This is a genomic window from Pseudomonas sp. LBUM1672 (genome assembly GCF_059695655.1).
The window spans coordinates 5,742,501-5,759,333 of the sequence record NZ_CP166781.1 but is presented as its reverse complement, the minus strand read 5'-3'; the positions used below and the strand labels follow the sequence as shown (position 1 = coordinate 5,759,333).

The following is a 16,833-nucleotide window of genomic DNA, read 5'->3' as shown; positions in this document are numbered from 1 at the left end:
TTTCATGAATATCAAGACAGCCCTGAGCCGTATCGTCGATCACCTCGACCTCAGCACCGATGAGATGCGCGATGTCATGCGCGAGATCATGACCGGGCAATGCACGGATGCGCAGATCGGCGCGTTCATGATGGCCATGCGCATGAAAAGTGAAAGCATCGACGAGATCGTCGGCGCGGTGTCGGTCATGCGCGAGCTGGCGGACAAGGTCGAACTCAAGACCCTCGACGGCGTCGTCGACGTGGTCGGCACCGGTGGTGACGGTGCAAACATCTTTAACGTATCGACCGCTTCCTCTTTCGTGGTGGCAGCGGCCGGATGCACCGTGGCCAAGCACGGTAACCGTGCGGTGTCGGGCAAAAGCGGCAGCGCTGACTTGCTGGAGGCGGCCGGGATCTACCTGAACCTGACTCCGGTCCAGGTGGCACGCTGCATCGACAATGTCGGCATCGGTTTCATGTTTGCCCAGACCCATCACAGTGCAATGAAGTACGCCGCCGGCCCGCGCAAGGATCTTGGCCTGCGTACCCTGTTCAACATGCTCGGCCCGCTTACGAATCCGGCCGGCGTGAAACACCAGGTGGTGGGCGTGTTCAGCCAGGCGTTGTGCCGGCCATTGGCCGAAGTCTTGCAACGTCTGGGCAGCAAGCACGTGTTGGTGGTGCATTCGAAGGATGGCCTGGATGAGTTCAGTCTGGCGGCGCCAACCTATGTGGCAGAACTGAAGAATGACCAGATCACTGAATATTGGGTCGAGCCGGAAGACCTGGGCATGAAGAGCCAAAGCCTGCACGGCCTGGCGGTGGAAAGCCCGGCGGCGTCCCTTGAGCTGATTCGCGATGCCCTGGGCAAGCGCAAGACCGAAAGCGGCCAGAAAGCCGCCGAGATGATCGTGCTCAATGCCGGTGCGGCGCTGTACGCCGCCGACCTGGCAACCAGTTTGAAAGAAGGCGTTGCCCTGGCGCACGATGCGCTGCACACAGGCCTCGCTCGGGAAAAACTTGAGGAGTTGGGTGCATTTACCGCGGTATTCAAAGTGGAGAATGAGGGATGAGTGTACCGACGGTTCTGGAAAACATTCTGGCCCGCAAAGTCCAGGAAGTTGCCGAGCGTAGCGCCCGTGTGAGTCTGGCGGAGCTGGAAAGCCTGGCCAAGGCGGCCGATGCACCCCGTGGTTTTGCCAAGGCACTGATTGCTCAGGCCAAGCTGAAACAGCCGGCCGTCATTGCCGAAATCAAGAAAGCCTCGCCGAGCAAAGGCGTGATCCGCGAGCACTTCGTTCCTGCCGACATCGCCAAAAGCTACGAGAAGGGCGGCGCGACGTGCTTGTCGGTGCTGACCGATATCGATTACTTCCAGGGCGCCGATGCATATCTGCAGCAGGCGCGGGCGGCCTGCAACCTGCCGGTGATCCGCAAGGATTTCATGATCGATCCGTACCAGATCGTCGAAGCCCGCGCGTTGGGCGCTGACTGCGTGCTGTTGATCGTCTCCGCCTTGGATGACCTGAAGATGGCCGAACTGGCGGCCGTGGCCAAAAGCGTCGGCCTCGACGTGCTGGTGGAAGTCCACGATGGCGACGAGCTGGAGCGGGCCTTGAAAACCCTCGATACACCGCTGGTTGGCGTGAACAACCGCAACCTGCACACCTTCGACGTCAGCCTCGAAACCACGCTCGACCTGTTGCCACGCATCCCGCGTGATCGCCTGGTGATTACGGAAAGCGGCATTCTCAACCGGGCCGATGTGGAGCTGATGGAAATCAGTGACGTGTACGCGTTTCTGGTGGGCGAGGCGTTTATGCGCGCCGAAAGCCCGGGCACCGAGTTGCAGCGCCTGTTCTTTCCTGAGCGCGGCGGTCCGGTCAGCGGTTCTACGCTCGACTGAGTGCAGTCAGGCAAACCGCTGCGCGCCCTTCGCGAGCAAGCCCGCTCCCACATTGGATCTGTGTACACAATTCTAATGTGGGAGCGGGCTTGCTCGCGAAGAGGCCCTCAAATTTCCCAAAGACTTTACGCCTAGTGGAGTAGCCCATGACTCAGCCGACCCATCTGACCGTCGAAGCCGGCCTGCAAGCCGAGCAAGACCTGCTGGCCCATGTCTGCACCGGCGATTCAGACTTCGGCTTATTGTTCTGGCAACCCAGCGACCGCGCATTGGTCATGCCCCGACGTCTGAACCGCCTGCCAGGTTTCGAAGCCGCCTGTGAAGTGTCAGCCGCCGCCGGTTGGCCAGTGCTGCTGCGTGAAACCGGCGGAGAGCCTGTGCCGCAATCGGCTTCCACTATCAATATCGCGCTGGTCTACGCACCCCCTCGCAGCGAAGGTGACCAGAACCGCATCGAAACCGCTTATCGCCGTCTCTGCGACCCGATCTGTCAGTTACTCGATGAGCTGGGCGGCGTATCTTCCTTGGGCGAAGTCGACGGTGCGTTCTGCGATGGCCGTTTCAACGTCAACCTCGACGGCCGTAAGATGGTCGGCACCGCTCAGCGCTGGCGCCAGAGTAAGGGTGGAGCGCGTCCAGTTGGATTGGTGCACGGTGCGTTGTTGCTGGATAACGAGCGTGAATCGATGGTCGCTGCGGTCAATCGCTTCAACGAAGCGTGCGGTCTTGAGCAGCGGGTGCGCGCCGAAAGCCACATTGCCCTGCATGAGAAGTTTGCCGCGCCCGATGCGCTCGGGCGGCTTGATGCGCTTTATCGCCAGCTGCTGGCGGACATGCTCGCCGCTTGAGTTTTCAAGCTTAGCGCGTACCGAAGACCACCATGGTCTTGCCTTTGACGTCCACCAGGTTGCGTTCTTCCAGATCCTTGAGCACGCGACCGACCATCTCCCGTGAACAACCGACAATCCGCCCGATTTCCTGACGGGTGACTTTGATCTGCATGCCGTCCGGGTGGGTCATGGCGTCCGGCTGTTTGCACAGTTCCAGCAGGCAACGGGCGACGCGGCCGGTGACGTCAAAGAAGGCCAAATCGCCGACCTTGCGCGTGGTATTACGCAGACGTTGTGCGATTTGTCCGCTGAGCACGTAAAGAATGTCTGGATCCTGCTGGGATAGTTCGCGGAATTTTGCGTAGCTGATTTCCGCCACTTCACACTCGATCTTCGCGCGTACCCAGGCGCTGCGTTCCTGCTCGAGCCCCGCTTGTTCAAACAGGCCCAACTCGCCGAAAAAGTCCCCGGAGTTCAGGTAGGCGATGATCATTTCGCGGCCGTCGTCATCCTCGATCAGGATCGTGACGGAACCCTTGATGATGAAGAACAGCGTTTCCGAGCGATCACCGGCGCAAATGATGTTGCTCTTGGCCGCATAACGACGGCGCTGGCAATGCATCAACAGCTTGTCGAGGTTCTTGATTTTGGGGGTTGGGGCAATAGCAACCATGGTTGTATCCCGAAAAGACTTCACGGTGTGTTTGATTTTTTATGAGTCGATGACGACGGATGCCAGCAAAGCTGGCTATGCGCCAGCGAATTGGCGCCAGCTTAACAGACACTTCTCGCAATATTCGAGAAATTACCTACGGTTCGGATGGTTATGCCCTACGAATGCAGGGCGCTGTAGATCAGGGGCCCTGTGCTAAGCTGGCGACCCTTTTTTAAGCAGTGGAGTCTGGCGATGAAGGCACGCATCCAATGGGCTGGCGAAGCCATGTTCCTCGGTGAATCCGGCAGCGGTCACGTCGTGGTCATGGACGGTCCGCCCGATGCAGGCGGTCGTAACCTGGGTGTCCGGCCGATGGAAATGCTCCTGCTGGGTGTTGGCGGTTGCAGCAATTTCGACGTGGTCAGCATCCTCAAAAAGTCCCGTCAGGCCGTCGAAAGCTGTGAAGCCTTCCTCGAAGCCGAGCGTGCGACCGAAGATCCGAAAGTCTTCACCAAGATCCACATGCACTTCGTGGTCAAGGGCCGCGGGCTGAAAGAAGCCCAGGTCAAACGCGCTATCGAACTGTCAGCGGAGAAGTATTGCTCGGCGTCGATCATGCTCGGCGCGGCTGGCGTGGCGATTACCCACGACTACGAGATCATCGAACTCGGTTGAATCGACATTCAACTATCATAAAAGCAGTGCAGACTCTGGCGATCCCAAGCTGACGTCTGCATAATGCGCCACTTTTTTCAGGGTAGTGGCCCGTCTTCGACGGCTGCAAACCCGAACAGACAACCAAAATCGCCATCGCGAAGAGGTGTTAACCGTCCTACGCAGCTGCGTTGTTCGCATCTGACGGGCATGCTTGATCACGCGGCCCGGGCCGCAATACATAGAGAGTTTTTAACGGTGAAAAGCAAACTCAAGCTCCACGGGTTCAATAACCTGACAAAGACCTTGAGCTTCAACATCTATGACATCTGCTACGCGGAAACCCCGCAAGACCAACAGGCTTACGTCGAGTACATCAATAAAGAGTACAACGCGAAACGCCTGACGCAGATCCTCACAGAAGTTGTCGATATCATTGGTGCCAACATCCTGAACATTGCCAGTCAGGACTATGAACCCCAGGGCGCCAGCGTCACGATTCTGATCTCTGAAGAGCCGGTAACCCCGACCGACAGCCAGATCGAAGAGTCGCCGGGCCCGTTGCCCGAGATTATCCTGGCTCACCTCGACAAGAGCCACATCACGGTGCACACCTACCCGGAAATCCATCCGGACGATGGCATTGCGACCTTCCGTGTGGACATTGACGTGTCGACCTGTGGCGTCATTTCACCGCTCAAGGCGCTCAACTTCCTGATTCACCAGTTCGATTCGGACATCGTGACCGTGGATTATCGCGTGCGCGGTTTCACCCGTGACGTGGAAGGCAACAAGCACTTCATCGATCACGAGATCAACTCGATTCAGAACTACCTCTCCGACGACACCCGCGACGCGTACCAGATGACCGACGTGAACGTGTACCAGGAAAACCTGTTCCACACCAAGATGCTGTTGAAGAACTTCGAACTGGACAACTACTTGTTTGGCGACGCCACCAACAGCCTGTCCTCCGAGCAGCGAGCTCAGGTGACCGACCGTGTGAAACACGAAATGCTGGAAATCTTCTACGCGCGCAACATGCCTAACTAAGATTTTCGAGCACAAAAAAAGGCGACTCCCTCACGGCAGTCGCCTTTTTCATGTCTGTCGCAAAATCCCCTGTAGGAGCGAGCCTGCTCGCGAAGAGACCTTGTCAGGCAATGCATCTATCAGATCCGATAAGTACTCTTGGTCATCACTTTTGCCAACAAACTCATCCCGAATTTCACCGGCGCCGGAAAACGAAAACCTCCGGCATCCAGCGCACTCTCGGCATGATGTTCTTCATCAATCCGCATCTGCTCAAGAATCGCCCGGGACTTTTCATCTTCTTCCGGCAATTGCTCAAGGTGCTCGTTCAAGTGTTTGCACACCTGATGCTCGGTCGCGGCAACGAAACCCAGGCTGACCTTATCGCTGATCAATCCAGCCACCGCGCCAATTCCGAACGACATGCCGTAGAACAGCGGGTTGAGAATGCTGGTGTGGCTGCCCAGCTGTTTGATGCGTTGCTCGCACCAAACCAGGTGATCGATTTCTTCTTCGGCAGCATGTTCCATGGCGGCGCGTACATGCGGCAGCTTCGCAGTCAGGGCCTGACCCTGATACAGCGCCTGGGCGCAGACTTCACCGGTATGGTTGATGCGCATCAAACCGGCAACGTGGCGGGTGTCTTCGTCACTCATTTGCGCATCCGGCTGCACGATGGCGGGCGACGGACGGTACGGCTGGCCACTGAAGGGCAGCAAGGTACGCATCGCGGCATCGGCTTGCAGCAGAAGGCGGTCAATCGGCGAGTAGTGACGCTGGGTAGTCATGCTGACCTCCGGGAAGAATCTCGGCGGCCAGTTTAACCCAATCGGCCGGGGAAGGTTTGCGCTGGGTCATTGTGAAGCAGTTGCTGAGCTACGAGCCTTTGTGGAATCGGCGGTGCGGCGATCCGACTTGCTCGCGAAGGCAGTGTGTCATGCAACGTTGATGTCGACTGACATATCGCTTTCGCGAGCAAGCCCGCTCCCACAAGGTTTGCTGCAATCAGCCCGGCGGCCAGTGCATCTGGCGCTGACCCAACACATGCATATGAATGTGATAGACCGTCTGTCCACCCAGTTCATTGCAGTTCATGACCACACGGAAACCTTCCTCGCAGCCGAGTTCCAGGGCCAGGCGTTGGGCGGTGAACAGGATATGTCCGGCCAATGCCTTGTCGTCCTCGGTGAGGTCGTTGAGGGTGCGCACCGCTTTTTTCGGGATGACCAGAAAATGCACCGGTGCCTGTGGGGCGATGTCGTGGAAGGCCAGTACCTGGTCGTCCTCGTAAATGATTTTTGCCGGGATTTCCCGGTTGATGATCTTGGTGAACAGAGTATCCACAGCTGTTTTCTCCGTTGTTGGGGCTGGCCTGAGTGTACTCATGGGTTATCCCCGAGCCCAGCCTTTTACCTTGAGGCCTGGTCAGCGCGGACAGTAGGCCTTGTTGACCATGCCCGCGATTGTCCGGTTCAGCCAGCGAGAGCCGAGCCGCGGCAGGAAGGCACGCCAGCGGTTCCCCCGACCCGGAATAATGATTGCCCGATTTTTCTCCAGGGCTCGCACGGTATACAGCGCAACCTCTTCTGGACTCATCAGCAGGTTGCTGTCGGCCAGTTTGCCGGTGTTCAACTGCGCAGTGCGGAAGAAGCCGGTACGTGTCGGGCCGGGGCAAAGCACCGAGACCTTGACTGCGCACTTCTTCAGCTCGACGCGCAGCCCTTCGGAAAAGTGCAGCACATAGGCTTTGCTGGCGTAATAGGTGCTCATCCACGGGCCGGGATGAAATGCCGCCATTGAAGCGACGTTCAGAATCTGCCCGCCACCCTGCAAGGCCATGCTGTTACCGATGGCATGGCACAAGCGGGTGAGGGCCAGGATGTTCACTTCGATCAGGTCCTGCTCGGTCATCCAGTCTTGGGCCAGAAATGGCCCGCAGGTGCCGATGCCCGCGCAGTTGACCAGCAAATCGATTTGCCGGTCACCTTCTTCCAGTTCCAGCAGGAACCCGGACAGCCGTAGTGGTTCACCGAGGTCACAGGCGCGGAACAGCACTTCCACGCCAAACCGTTGGGTCAATTCGATTGCAATACTTTCCAGCTGATCACGCTGTCGGGCCACCAGTATCAGGCTGCGGCCACGGCGGGCCAGCGCTTCGGCCATCGCCAGGCCGATGCCGCTGGAAGCGCCGGTGATCAGAGCGTAACGGGTCATGCAGTTCTCCATCGCAACAGCTCCGCGCCGGCGACGCGGGTGTCACGGGCGGGGAGCGCTGTTCATTCTTTCGCAGAGTCTACAGGGGCCGGGGCTTATTCGGCTTCTTCCTCTGCGGAATCCGCTGCTTGCTCCGCCTCTTGCGCCGGCTCGACTTCAATTTCTTCGGTAATCACTGAGCTGCTGTCGTAGCTGGTTTCGGCCGCGGTTTCATATTCTTCCTGAATAGCCGTCAAGCCTCCGGCCAGTGCGCCAATAAAGACGATGGCAATCAACACGACCCACAGCGAAGACAGCACTTTGACCGCGGTGGTGTTAGGTGGAGGCGGCGCGCCGTATTGATTGGCGATGTTGGTGCCCGGGGCGATCATGATCACGAACGGGAAGAAGCTGCCCACGAACGGGACCAGGTTCAGCAGCCAGAGCCAGCCGGACCAGCCGATGTCATGCAGGCGCTGAACGCTGATCTGAATGCTCACGACCGCCATGGCAATGAACAGGATGAACGCCACCAGGCCACCGAGAATCAGGCCTGCGGTTGAATCGGCGCTGATGATGGCGAAGGCAAAAATGGCCAGTACCGAACCGACGGCCAGCGTGACCAGCGTCAGGGCCATCGTCCAGGCAAGATAGCGCAAACGACCGATGCGGCCTTCAACGCTGAATGGCTTGAGTGTGGCGTATTCTGGCAGGGCTTCACCGACGGTAGCCCGAGGCGGGGCGTAAGGGGATGCCGGGTCGGCGAATCCGGATGGGCTGCTGACGGGCCGGTGTTCGTGAGCATCGGCCAGGTTCAGCTCTATGGACGGCTCGCTTTCGATGCGAGCATCGATGCCGGTTTTCGTCAGCGCCTGAAGGTAGGTTTGCGCGTCGGTGTGCGACAGGTCTTTCTTGAGCGTAACCGTCTTGCCAGTGAACAGCCGTTCGACCGCAGCGACTTCACTTTTGTATAGCTCGGCCAGCTTCTGTTTAGCGGTGGTGGCGTCAACGCCTGGCAGCAGAGCGCCGTCGAACACGATCTTGAAACGGTTGTCGCTCATTGCGAGGCATCCTTGTCGCGAGTTTTTGAATGAGGAAATGTTACAGGCGTGGAGTGTAAGGCCAGCCGGGGCGGGCTGGCCAAACTTTCATCTCAGCGCGGCCAGCGTTTAGGCAGCTGTGCCGCCAGTTCCAGTGCCTTGCGATATTCCGCGTCCAGTCGAGCGACCAGTTGATCGACGCTTGGCAAATCATCGATTTCCCCGACACCCTGGCCTGCAGACCACACGGTTTTCCAGGCTTTGGCTTCATCGCTGATCGGCTTGAGTTTGGAGCCGAAGTCGACCTCGCCCTTGCCTTGCAACGCGGCCATGTCGAAACCGGCGGCCTCCAGGCTTTGACGCATGAAGCTTGCCGGTACGCCTGACACCGCTGGCGTATGGACGATGTCCGCGGCTCTGGCAGTCAGCAACATCTCTTTGTAAGCGTCAGGCGCATGACTTTCCGTCGTGCCGATAAATCGCGTACCGAAGTAGGCCAGATCCGCACCGAGCAATTGCGCGGCAAGAATTTCGTGACCATGGTTAAGGCAGCCTGCCAGCAGCAGGGTTTTGTCGAAGAACTGGCGAATCTCGGCAATCAGCGAGAACGGGCTCCAGGTCCCGGCATGTCCACCGGCGCCTGCTGCCACGGCGATCAAACCGTCCACACCGGCCTCGGCGGCTTTTTCGGCATGGCGACGGGTCGTCACGTCATGAAACACCAGGCCGCCATAGCTGTGAACGGCATCGACTACTTCTTTCACAGCGCCGAGGCTGGTGATCACGATCGGCACTTTATGCTCGATGCAGATCGCAAGGTCTGCTTGCAGTCGTGGGTTGGTGTTGTGGACGATCAGGTTCACGGCGTAAGGCGCAGGATTCTCCAGTGTCGCCAACCCTGCCTCGATCTCTTCCAGCCAGGCCTTGAAGCCGCTGCTCTCGCGCTGGTTCAGTGCGGGAAAACTGCCGACCACGCCGTTACGGCAGCAGGCGAGCACCAATTGCGGATTGGAAATCAGAAACATCGGCGCAGCCACTACGGGCAGGCGCAAACGTTGTTCGAGCAAAGCGGGCAGCGACATTGGAAGTACCCCGGTGAGTTGTGCTTATTAGAACGGCCGAACAACGACCAGAATTACGATAGCCAGCAATATCAGAACCGGCACTTCATTGAACCAGCGATAAAAGACATGGCTGCGGGTGTTTTCGCCACGGGCAAAACGTTTCACCTGCGCGCCGCACATATGGTGGTAGCCGATCAGGATCACCACCAGCGTCAGCTTGGCGTGAATCCAGGCGCCCTGGCTGAAGATGCTTGGGTTAAGCCAGATCAGCGCGATACCGAAAATCAGCGTGGCGATCATCGCCGGGCCCATGATGCCGCGGTACAGCTTGCGCTCCATGAGGCTGAAGCGTTCCTTGCTGACGGTATCCTCGCTTTGGGCGTGATAAACGAACAGGCGCGGCAGGTAAAACAGGCCGGCAAACCAGCAGACCATGCTGATGATATGAAGCGCTTTGAGCCACAGATAAAGCATTTTTAGTTATTCCCAGGTTCACGGTAGCCCGAATAGTAGAGGCTTGACTGTCCGCACGTCACCTAAGCGGTTGTCGCAGGGCCGCGCGGCCCCTATTATCGACGGCTTTCCAGTGGGTTCGTTGAGGGCAGGTATATGGTCAAGGTCGGTATCGTCGGCGGCACGGGTTACACCGGTGTCGAACTGCTGCGTCTGTTGGCACAGCATCCGCAAGCTGAAGTGGTCGTGATCACTTCCCGATCCGAGGCCGGTCTGGCCGTGGCTGACATGTACCCGAACCTGCGAGGCCACTACGACGGCCTGGCGTTCAGCGTTCCGGACATCAAGACACTGGGCGCCTGTGATGTGGTGTTCTTCGCCACGCCGCACGGTGTTGCCCATGCGCTGGCTGGCGAATTGCTGGCGGCCGGGACCAAGGTCATCGACCTGTCGGCGGACTTCCGCCTGCAAGACTCGGTTGAATGGGCCAAGTGGTACGGCCAGCCGCACGGTGCGCCGGAGCTGCTGGAGGAAGCGGTCTACGGTCTGCCGGAAGTCAATCGCGAGCAGATCAAGGATGCTCGCCTGATCGCCGTGCCGGGTTGCTATCCAACGGCTACGCAATTGGGTTTCCTGCCATTGCTCGAAGCCGGGCTGGCCGATACCACGCGTTTGATCGCTGACTGCAAATCCGGTGTCAGCGGTGCGGGCCGTGGTGCTTCGGTCGGTTCGCTGTACTCCGAGACGTCGGAAAGCATGAAAGCCTATTCCGTCAAAGGTCACCGTCACTTGCCGGAAATCCGCCAGGGTCTGCGTCGCGCAGCGGGCAAGGACGTCGGTCTGACCTTCGTTCCGCACCTGACGCCAATGATTCGCGGCATTCATTCGACACTGTATGCGACTGTCGTGGATCGCTCGGTGGATCTGCAGGCGTTGTTTGAAAAGCGCTACGCCAACGAACCGTTCGTCGATGTGATGCCGGCCGGCAGCCATCCGGAAACCCGCAGCGTGCGCGGCGCCAACGTCTGCCGTATCGCGGTGCATCGTCCGCAGGACGGTGATCTGGTGGTGGTTTTGTCGGTGATCGATAACCTGGTCAAAGGTGCGTCGGGTCAGGCGGTGCAGAACCTGAACATTCTGTTCGGGCTGGATGAGCGCTTGGGCCTGTCCCACGCCGGCATGCTGCCGTAAGGTTTTATCCCGCTCAGTAAAAAGGCCCGTCTGACGGGCCTTTTTGCATTTAGAACCGGCAATCGGGTTTATTGATATACCGTAACAATAGTTGACCAATTTTCTAGGAGAAGCGGATAATGCGCGTCATCACGCATTATGGCGGCGTAACGCCGGGAGATAGTCAGCATGAGCGTCGAATCCTTCACCCCCACCGCTTTGCAATTCACCCACGGTGCCGCGCACAAGGTGAAGAGCCTGGTCGATGAAGAGGGGAATGATCGCTTGAAGCTGCGCGTATTCGTTACGGGCGGCGGTTGTTCAGGTTTTCAGTACGGCTTTACCTTCGATGAAGAAGTGGCCGATGACGACACCATCGTCGAGCGCGAAGGTGTGAGTCTGGTGGTCGACCCAATGAGTTTCCAGTACTTGGCAGGTGCCGAGGTGGATTATCAGGAAGGTCTGGAAGGTTCGCGTTTCGTAATCAAGAATCCGAATGCCAGCACCACGTGTGGTTGCGGCTCTTCGTTCTCGATCTGATCGCCCTTCACCGCATCATCAAGCGCCGCATGGCTTCAGGGCTTTGCGGCGTTTTGCTGTGTGGCGTTTATGCCGGGTAGATGGCGCCGAGTACGCGCAGGCCGCGGGCGCCGGTGACGCTTGGGCGATTGGCGGCGACGCCTTCCAGGCAGCAATGGGCCAGCCAGGCGAAGGCCATGGCTTCAACCCAGTCCGGGTCCACGCCGTAGGCGGCGGTGCTGCTGACTGTCGCGTTGGGTAGCAGGCTGGCCAGGCGCTTCATCAGTGTGGCGTTATGGGCGCCGCCACCGCAGACCAACAGTTCCTGAGTATTCGATTGAGCGTGCTGCAGCGATTCGACGATGGTCAGTGCGGTCAGCTCAAGCAGGGTTGCTTGCACGTCTTCAGCGGCGAAGGTCGGGAGCTTCGAGAGATGTTGTGTCAGCCATGGCAGGTTGAACACTTCGCGACCGGTGCTTTTCGGGCCTTTGGTCACGAAGAACGGATCACTCAGCAATTCATACAGCAGAACCGGTTCAACCTTGCCACTGGCCGCCCATTGGCCGTCGCGATCAAAGTTGTCGCCGCGTTGCTGATGAATCCACGCATCCAGTAGAACGTTGCCTGGGCCGCAGTCAAAGCCGGCGACAGGCTTGCCGGGTTCGATCAGGCTGAGGTTGCTGAATCCGCCAACGTTCAGCACCGCACGATTACCGGCACGTTCATCAAACAACGCTTCGTGAAAGGCTGGAACCAGCGGTGCACCTTGTCCGCCGGCGGCCACGTCACGGCTGCGGAAGTCGCTGACCACGGTGATGCCGGTCAGCTCGGTCAATAGGGCAGGGTTTCCTATCTGTACGGTGAAGCCGCGCGCCGGTTCATGGCGAATGGTCTGGCCGTGGCTGCCAATCGCTCGAATGTCTTCGGGTTTCAGGTTGTGTTGTTGGAGGAGGGTGTTAATGCCCTGAGCGGCCAGTTTCACCCAGTTCTGTTGAGCGATGGCGGAGCGGGCAATCTCGTCCGGGCCGCTGGCGCACAAGCCAAGCAGCTCGGTGCGCAGGGAATCAGGCATGGGAGTGTAGTGCGTGGCGATCAAGTTGATCGCCGGGGTCAGCTCGATCAGCGCAATGTCCAAGCCATCTAGGCTGGTCCCGGACATCACACCTATATAGAGCGTCATGATTTAGCGCTTCGAAGCCAGCATAGTGGACTTCTCTTGATCCATGCGGGCCATCAACGGCTGACTCTGCGCAAGGAAGCGTGCGCGTTCCCCTTTGGAGATTGGATCGGCCATCGCAACTTTCTGGCCCAGTGGGTCGACGTGCACGCCATTGACCTGGAACTCATAGTGCAAGTGCGGGCCGGTGGAGAGCCCGGTTGTGCCGATATATCCGATCACCTGGCCTTGCTTGACGCTGCCGCCAGTCTTGATGCCTTTGGCGAAGCCTTGCATGTGGCCGTACAGCGTGCGGTAGGTGTTCCCATGCTGGATAATCACGGTATTGCCGTAGCCACCACGGCGACCGGCCAGCAATACTTTGCCGTCACCGGCTGCTTTGATCGGGGTACCGCGTGGTGCTGCGTAATCGACACCTTTGTGGGCGCGGATTTTGTTCAGGATCGGGTGTTTGCGGCCCATGGAGAATTTCGAGCTGATGCGGGCGAAGTCTACCGGCGTGCGGATAAACGCCTTGCGCATGCTATTGCCGTCAGCGGTGTAGTAGCTGCTGTTGCCTTGTTTGTTGGTGTAACGCACGGCGGTGTAGGTTTTGCCGCGGTTGGTGAAACGTGCGGAAAGGATCGGGCCGTTGCCGACAGCCTTGCCGTTGACGACTTTCTGCTCGTAGATCACATCAAACTCGTCGCCCTGGCGAATATCCTGGGCGAAGTCGACGTCATAGCCAAACACGCTGGCCATGTCCATGGTCAGGCTGTGGGAAAGGCCGGCGCGCGCGCCAGACTGCGACAGCGAGCTGTTGATCACGCCATGAACGTAGGCGGAGCGCACGGTAGGCTTGGCGGTAATGCGGTTGAACGTATAACCCTTATCATTCTTGGTCAGAGTGATGCTTTCGAGGTCACTGACCTTGCTGTGCAGATTGGTCAGTTGGCCGTCGGGGGCGAGTTCGAATTCGAGTTTCTGGCCGTGTTTGAGCTGGCTGAATTGCTTGGCCTGTTTATCGCTGGCCAGTACTTCATGCACTGAAGTGGCGGGGAGGCCGACTTTCTCAAACAGCGTGGACAGCGTATCGCCTTTGGAAACGATCACTTCCCTGTGGTTTGGCGCCTTCTTTTCTTCGACGACAGGCGTCGGTGCAGGCTCGGCCTGGGCGGTTTCCTGAGGTTCTTCGGCGCTGTTTTCGATCTGCGCGAAAGGCGAGGCTGCCGGCTCATTTGTGGCTTGGACGGCTTCAGCAGCGTCTTGATCTTGTGTCAGTTGTTCAGCAGGACTTTCCAGTTCAAGACTCAGCGTTGTCTTTTTGGCTTCTACATCACTGGAAGGGAATACCAGAAGCGCCAGGCTCAGAAGAGCGGCGATACCGCTTGCTGCGAGCAGGTGGGTCTTCGGGTAAAGCGGTGGCGCTTTAGACGATTCTTTGGTCATAGGTAATTTTTGACTTTGAAAAAGATGAATTGGAAAAGATGAATGACATGATGAAGATGAAATAACTGTATAAAATATAACCAAATCATCTCTGAAGCAAGTCCGCGGTCACTCTGTCAGCGGATTGGCGTCATCGCGCCGGCCAAACTTTGTATTTGACGCGTGATCTTGTATGGTTGGTCCCCTTTGAATTCGAGCCTTGCGGGTCTGTTATGAAGTCGGTTGAAGAGCAGCTAGCGCTGATTAAACGTGGTGCGGAAGAACTGTTGGTCGAGTCCGAGCTGATCGAAAAGCTCAAGCGTGGCCAACCGCTACGTATTAAGGCAGGCTTCGATCCGACTGCGCCGGATTTGCACTTGGGTCATACCGTGCTTATTAATAAGCTGCGCCAGTTCCAGGAGCTGGGGCATCAGGTGATCTTCCTTATAGGTGACTTCACCGGGATGATCGGTGATCCAAGCGGCAAGAGCGCGACGCGTCCTCCGCTCACCCGTGAGCAGGTTCTCGAGAATGCCGAGACCTACAAGACTCAAGTCTTCAAGATTCTTGATCCAGCCAAGACGGAAGTAGCGTTCAACTCCACCTGGATGGATCAGATGGGGCCAGCAGACTTCATTCGTCTGACTTCGCAATACACAGTGGCTCGCATGCTTGAGCGCGACGACTTCGACAAGCGCTACACCACCAATCAGCCAATCGCCATTCACGAGTTCCTTTATCCGTTGGTTCAAGGGTATGACTCGGTCGCTTTGCGCGCGGATGTCGAGTTGGGCGGTACCGACCAGAAGTTCAACCTACTGATGGGACGTGAGCTGCAGCGCAGTTATGGTCAAGAGGCTCAATGCATTCTGACCATGCCGCTGCTCGAAGGTCTGGATGGCGTGAAGAAGATGTCCAAGTCCTTGGGCAACTACGTCGGTATCCAGGAGGCGCCGGGTGTCATGTACGGCAAGCTGGTCTCGATTCCGGACGCGCTGATGTGGCGCTACTTCGAATTGCTCAGCTTCCGCTCCATGGATGAGATAAATGCATTCCGTGCGGATGTCGAGGCGGGCGCCAATCCGCGTGATATCAAAATCAAACTGGCTGAAGAGATCGTTGCGCGTTTTCATGGTGAAGAGGCTGCGGCCAATGCTCACCGTGCGGCGGGCAACCGTATGAAGGATGGCGAGCTACCGGACGATCTGCCAGAGATCGAACTGATCGCTGCTGAAGACATGCCGATTGCTGCTGTCCTTAATAAGGCAGGCCTGGTCAAGAACTCGGCTGTCGCGAGAGACCTGTTGGGTTCCGGTGGTGTGCGTATAGATGGCGAGGTTGTCGATCGCACCTTTATATATGTATTGGGCGCGACCCATGTTTGCCAGGCTGGAAAGAAGGCATTTGCGCGCATTACGCTCAAATCCGAATAAACCTGAAATCAGGGGTTGACGGCAGATTCTGGAAGTCTATAATTCGCCCCACTTCCGGCGCAGTCGAAACGGAAAACTCCTTGGTAAACAAAGAGTTACGCAGTTTTCGACAGTGAGTTGCTTCAGGTCATCGAAGCCCAGAAGGAGTTGATCAAGCGGGTTTGTGTGGCTTGATTGACGGTTCGATCTTCTCGGTCGAAAGCGGAGAAAAAGAGGTGTTGACAGCAGCGAGTAACGCTGTAGAATTCGCCTCCCGCTAACGAGAGATCGGAAGCGCAAGTGGTTGAAGTTGCAAAGGAAACTTTGAAAACTTCTGAAAATAACCGCTTGACAGCAACAGAGGCTGCTGTAGAATGCGCGCCTCGGTTGAGACGAAAGATCTTAACCAACCGCTCTTTAACAACTGAATCAAGCAATTCGTGTGGGTGCTTGTGGAGTCAGACTGATAGTCAACAAGATTATCAGCATCACAAGTTACTCCGCGAGAAATCAAAGATGTAACCAACGATTGCTGAGCCAAGTTTAGGGTTTCTTAAAAACCCAAAGATGTTTGAACTGAAGAGTTTGATCATGGCTCAGATTGAACGCTGGCGGCAGGCCTAACACATGCAAGTCGAGCGGCAGCACGGGTACTTGTACCTGGTGGCGAGCGGCGGACGGGTGAGTAATGCCTAGGAATCTGCCTGGTAGTGGGGGATAACGCTCGGAAACGGACGCTAATACCGCATACGTCCTACGGGAGAAAGCAGGGGACCTTCGGGCCTTGCGCTATCAGATGAGCCTAGGTCGGATTAGCTAGTTGGTGAGGTAATGGCTCACCAAGGCGACGATCCGTAACTGGTCTGAGAGGATGATCAGTCACACTGGAACTGAGACACGGTCCAGACTCCTACGGGAGGCAGCAGTGGGGAATATTGGACAATGGGCGAAAGCCTGATCCAGCCATGCCGCGTGTGTGAAGAAGGTCTTCGGATTGTAAAGCACTTTAAGTTGGGAGGAAGGGCATTTACCTAATACGTAAGTGTTTTGACGTTACCGACAGAATAAGCACCGGCTAACTCTGTGCCAGCAGCCGCGGTAATACAGAGGGTGCAAGCGTTAATCGGAATTACTGGGCGTAAAGCGCGCGTAGGTGGTTTGTTAAGTTGGATGTGAAATCCCCGGGCTCAACCTGGGAACTGCATTCAAAACTGACAAGCTAGAGTATGGTAGAGGGTGGTGGAATTTCCTGTGTAGCGGTGAAATGCGTAGATATAGGAAGGAACACCAGTGGCGAAGGCGACCACCTGGACTGATACTGACACTGAGGTGCGAAAGCG

Annotated in this window: 17 protein-coding genes and 1 rRNA gene (1 of these 18 cut by a window edge); 9 read left to right on the top strand and 9 right to left on the bottom strand. The window is 57.5% G+C overall.

What is annotated here, in order from left to right:
* The first annotated feature begins 4 nt into the window (after positions 1 to 4).
* The 3 genes from trpD to ACA053_RS26415 all read left to right on the top strand — a co-directional run bounded on the left by trpD (position 5) and on the right by ACA053_RS26415 (position 2,735).
* A complete protein-coding gene (gene trpD, locus ACA053_RS26425; protein WP_497314048.1) occupies positions 5 to 1,054 on the top strand; it encodes an anthranilate phosphoribosyltransferase in 1,050 nt (349 codons plus the stop codon).
* Positions 1,051 to 1,887 carry an indole-3-glycerol phosphate synthase TrpC gene (trpC, locus tag ACA053_RS26420; protein ID WP_109635285.1) on the top strand — a complete coding sequence of 279 codons (837 nt, stop codon included), beginning with the start codon at positions 1,051 to 1,053 and terminating at the stop codon, positions 1,885 to 1,887. The genes trpD and trpC overlap by 4 nt, the downstream gene beginning before the upstream one ends.
* Before the next feature lie 146 nt (positions 1,888 to 2,033).
* A complete protein-coding gene (locus ACA053_RS26415) occupies positions 2,034 to 2,735 on the top strand; it encodes a lipoate--protein ligase family protein (protein ID WP_497394027.1) in 702 nt (233 codons plus the stop codon).
* A gap of 10 nt (positions 2,736 to 2,745) precedes the next feature.
* Here the strand turns inward: ACA053_RS26415 and crp are convergent, their stop codons facing one another.
* Complete coding sequence (gene crp, locus ACA053_RS26410; protein ID WP_008027103.1) at positions 2,746 to 3,390, bottom strand: cAMP-activated global transcriptional regulator CRP; 645 nt, start codon at positions 3,388 to 3,390, stop codon at positions 2,746 to 2,748.
* A gap of 234 nt (positions 3,391 to 3,624) precedes the next feature.
* Here crp and ACA053_RS26405 point away from each other — a divergent pair, with 234 nt between their 5' ends.
* The gene (locus ACA053_RS26405) at positions 3,625 to 4,047 is read left to right on the top strand and encodes an OsmC family protein (protein WP_007941657.1); all 423 of its coding nucleotides are present in this window, start codon (positions 3,625 to 3,627) and stop codon (positions 4,045 to 4,047) included.
* Positions 4,048 to 4,284: 237 nt separating this feature from the next.
* The gene (speD, locus tag ACA053_RS26400; RefSeq protein ID WP_109635282.1) at positions 4,285 to 5,079 is read left to right on the top strand and encodes an adenosylmethionine decarboxylase; all 795 of its coding nucleotides are present in this window, start codon (positions 4,285 to 4,287) and stop codon (positions 5,077 to 5,079) included.
* Positions 5,080 to 5,198: 119 nt separating this feature from the next.
* On the opposite strand, the gene coq7 is transcribed toward speD, so the two are convergent.
* The 6 genes from coq7 to hemJ form a co-directional block, all read right to left on the bottom strand.
* Positions 5,199 to 5,846, bottom strand: a complete 648-nt coding sequence (gene coq7, locus ACA053_RS26395) for a 2-polyprenyl-3-methyl-6-methoxy-1,4-benzoquinone monooxygenase (RefSeq protein WP_109635280.1) — start codon at positions 5,844 to 5,846, stop codon at positions 5,199 to 5,201.
* Between the two features lie 217 nt (positions 5,847 to 6,063).
* Positions 6,064 to 6,402 carry a histidine triad nucleotide-binding protein gene (locus ACA053_RS26390; protein ID WP_094470373.1) on the bottom strand — a complete coding sequence of 113 codons (339 nt, stop codon included), beginning with the start codon at positions 6,400 to 6,402 and terminating at the stop codon, positions 6,064 to 6,066.
* An 81-nt stretch (positions 6,403 to 6,483) separates the two neighbouring features.
* Positions 6,484 to 7,272 carry an SDR family NAD(P)-dependent oxidoreductase gene (locus tag ACA053_RS26385; RefSeq protein ID WP_109635278.1) on the bottom strand — a complete coding sequence of 263 codons (789 nt, stop codon included), beginning with the start codon at positions 7,270 to 7,272 and terminating at the stop codon, positions 6,484 to 6,486.
* 95 nt (positions 7,273 to 7,367) lie between these two features.
* Positions 7,368 to 8,312: a DUF805 domain-containing protein gene (locus ACA053_RS26380; RefSeq protein ID WP_497394025.1), complete on the bottom strand. Its 945-nt coding sequence runs from the start codon at positions 8,310 to 8,312 to the stop codon at positions 7,368 to 7,370.
* A 92-nt stretch (positions 8,313 to 8,404) separates the two neighbouring features.
* Positions 8,405 to 9,373, bottom strand: coding sequence for an NAD(P)H-dependent flavin oxidoreductase (locus ACA053_RS26375; protein ID WP_497314039.1), 969 nt, complete (start codon positions 9,371 to 9,373; stop codon positions 8,405 to 8,407).
* A 27-nt stretch (positions 9,374 to 9,400) separates the two neighbouring features.
* Positions 9,401 to 9,829, bottom strand: a complete 429-nt coding sequence (gene hemJ / locus ACA053_RS26370; protein ID WP_109635272.1) for a protoporphyrinogen oxidase HemJ — start codon at positions 9,827 to 9,829, stop codon at positions 9,401 to 9,403.
* Positions 9,830 to 9,964: 135 nt separating this feature from the next.
* Here hemJ and argC point away from each other — a divergent pair, with 135 nt between their 5' ends.
* The gene (gene argC, locus ACA053_RS26365) at positions 9,965 to 10,999 is read left to right on the top strand and encodes an N-acetyl-gamma-glutamyl-phosphate reductase (RefSeq protein WP_109635271.1); all 1,035 of its coding nucleotides are present in this window, start codon (positions 9,965 to 9,967) and stop codon (positions 10,997 to 10,999) included.
* A 168-nt stretch (positions 11,000 to 11,167) separates the two neighbouring features.
* Complete coding sequence (gene erpA, locus ACA053_RS26360) at positions 11,168 to 11,518, top strand: iron-sulfur cluster insertion protein ErpA (protein WP_007947969.1); 351 nt, start codon at positions 11,168 to 11,170, stop codon at positions 11,516 to 11,518.
* Positions 11,519 to 11,585: 67 nt separating this feature from the next.
* On the opposite strand, the gene ACA053_RS26355 is transcribed toward erpA, so the two are convergent.
* Together ACA053_RS26355 and ACA053_RS26350 are read right to left on the bottom strand one after the other, a co-directional pair.
* A complete protein-coding gene (locus ACA053_RS26355) occupies positions 11,586 to 12,677 on the bottom strand; it encodes an anhydro-N-acetylmuramic acid kinase (protein ID WP_497394024.1) in 1,092 nt (363 codons plus the stop codon).
* 3 nt (positions 12,678 to 12,680) lie between these two features.
* Positions 12,681 to 14,102: a peptidoglycan DD-metalloendopeptidase family protein gene (locus tag ACA053_RS26350; RefSeq protein WP_497394023.1), complete on the bottom strand. Its 1,422-nt coding sequence runs from the start codon at positions 14,100 to 14,102 to the stop codon at positions 12,681 to 12,683.
* A 212-nt stretch (positions 14,103 to 14,314) separates the two neighbouring features.
* Here ACA053_RS26350 and tyrS point away from each other — a divergent pair, with 212 nt between their 5' ends.
* Complete coding sequence (tyrS, locus tag ACA053_RS26345; protein ID WP_497394022.1) at positions 14,315 to 15,514, top strand: tyrosine--tRNA ligase; 1,200 nt, start codon at positions 14,315 to 14,317, stop codon at positions 15,512 to 15,514.
* A 552-nt stretch (positions 15,515 to 16,066) separates the two neighbouring features.
* Positions 16,067 to 16,833, top strand: a 16S ribosomal RNA gene (locus ACA053_RS26340); it runs 772 nt beyond the window's last position.